Source organism: Hominenteromicrobium sp. (assembly GCF_046974225.1).
In the GTDB taxonomy this organism is placed as follows: Bacteria; Bacillota; Clostridia; order Oscillospirales; family Acutalibacteraceae; genus Hominenteromicrobium; species Hominenteromicrobium mulieris.
In genome coordinates this window covers 1-1906 of sequence record NZ_JBKWAE010000028.1, presented here as the reverse complement: position 1 = coordinate 1906, position 1906 = coordinate 1, and the positions used below count along the sequence as shown (strand labels likewise).

The following is a 1906-nucleotide window of genomic DNA, read 5'->3' as shown; positions in this document are numbered from 1 at the left end:
GCCGCCCGCCATGCCGCAAGCTGTTCCTCGCTGTTCCAGCGCTCGGAGATAGGATTCTGCCTGCCGTACCGAGTACTTTTGGGATGCTTGTCAGCCCGTATAAGCCCCTGTGCATCGGCCTCGGAAGAAACCATATACACCTTCTTCTTGCCGACTTTATAGGGATACTGCTTCTCCCATCCCTCGTCCTGTGCCGCCTTAAACTCGGCGGCAGTAAAACCGCGTTCTTCGCCGTTTCTCATGCAGAGATATTCCTTCTCGGTCTTGTACTGCCACTTACCCTGTTCATCCAGCGGGCGCACCGTCAGCAGAATATGGGCATGAGGATTGTGACCGTCGGTGTCATGAATGGCGGCATCAGCGCACATTCCGTCTGATACAAACTGCTCTCGGATAAATTCTTGCAGCAGCGCAATTTGTTCCTCACGGTTCAGCTCTATGGGCAGGGCAACGACAAATTCCCGCGCCAAACGGCTGTCCTTGGCTGTCTCCACTTCCTCCACGGCGTTCCATAGTTTTTCACGATCCTGCCATTCCTGCGGGGCACATTTCGGCAGAAACACCTCCTGCCAGACAAGCCCCCGCTTTTTCGTATAGTCGTGCTGTATCCCATCGTAATCGTTGTAGAGACGGGAACAGCTTAGGTAAGCAGAGGCGGCCACGGCGGAGCGCCCTGCGCCCCGGCTGACCACCTTCGCTTCCATATGATAAATTGCCATCGTTCGTTCACCTCGTTTTCTTTTTTCTGTTTCTCTTTCGTAAAAGAGAAAATGGACGGGCAGAACGCCCGTCCATCTCTGCGGCAAAGCTGCCGGTGGCAGGTTTGCGCAGGCGGTTGGAAAAATAGCGTCGGTTGAAGCGACGGTATTTGCCCAATCGCGCAGACGATGACAGCAGCGCCCGCAGGTGCTGTGGCATTGTCTGTCGCTTTCCGCAGAAAGCGAAATCCCCCTCGGAGAGCGCACGATGCCGTAGGCATACCACCGCCCCTTCGGGGTGGTGAGTAAGTGCGCCCTTTGGGAGAAAAAAGAGGAAGGTCCCCGGTTTCCCGGAGACCTCCCAGCAGATTCAATCGTGCTGCGGCAGCTTCTGTATCAGATAATCCTCCAGTACAGTCGGCTCCATCGTCCGCACTTCTGGCAGCACCTTTTCCAGAATTGCGCCCTCCTGAATGAGCCTGCGTGTTCTGGCTTTGCGCTCCTTGACCCGATCCCGCGCCTGCGCTTCTTCCAACCGGTGCTGTGCCTGCAACAGTTTCTTTTCCGCATCTGTCATCATGCGAAAGCCCTCCTTATCTTCGTTTCTGCCAGACGATTTCATAGCCCAGCGCGTCGGCAAGCTGGACAGCTTCGACATAGCGCAGGGATTCCCGCTGGAGCTTATTGGACAGGTTTGATAGGCTGTCAGACCAGCCGTGTTCATCCCGCAGTAGATCAACGACCTCCTGCATGGTCATGCCCTGACGGACGATGTATGACTTGATCTCATTTCTCAGATTGGATTTCATCAACTTTTACCTCCATATTTTCGTGATATTGGTTTTTGAGTAAGTGAACTGTGTGCGCTTTGTGGTGAAAAATCTGCTGTGCCGCAAATCCGCTCAGATTTCCGTCCGTGACGCCCTGTTCGTAACAGTACCCTACCAGCTTCATCGTTTTGTGCGAAAGCATACGAAATGGCAGGATATGCCACAGTCCAGTGCGGCGGCTTCACGCTTCGGTAAATCACCGGATGGTGCAGCGCGTTCGACCTACGGCGAAAATCTTCACGGATTTCACAAGCATTGATTTTGGGGCTGCAAGATTGAGCCGCCGGTGTACGGCTCGGTACAGAAGAGCCCTCTTGTGTACGCTTCTGTACGCCGGTTTTGTGTACCAGCCGTCGGTTCAGCGGCAGATTTTACACG

The 1906-nt window shown here is 54.5% G+C and carries 4 protein-coding genes; all 4 read right to left on the bottom strand.

Going from position 1 to position 1906, the window contains the following annotated elements; genetic code table 11:
* A partial coding sequence (mobQ, locus tag ACLTX1_RS12500) for a MobQ family relaxase (RefSeq protein WP_412331064.1) occupies positions 1 to 719 on the bottom strand: 719 nt, incomplete at its 3' end.
* Positions 720 to 726: 7 nt separating this feature from the next.
* Positions 727 to 918, bottom strand: a complete 192-nt coding sequence (locus ACLTX1_RS12495; RefSeq protein ID WP_412331063.1) for a hypothetical protein — start codon at positions 916 to 918, stop codon at positions 727 to 729.
* Between the two features lie 150 nt (positions 919 to 1068).
* Entirely contained in the window at positions 1069 to 1275 is a 207-nt protein-coding gene (locus tag ACLTX1_RS12490) for a DUF3847 domain-containing protein (RefSeq protein ID WP_071441856.1), read from the bottom strand.
* A gap of 16 nt (positions 1276 to 1291) precedes the next feature.
* Positions 1292 to 1507, bottom strand: a complete 216-nt coding sequence (locus tag ACLTX1_RS12485) for a DUF6471 domain-containing protein (protein ID WP_412331062.1) — start codon at positions 1505 to 1507, stop codon at positions 1292 to 1294.
* Positions 1508 to 1906: the final 399 nt, after the last annotated feature.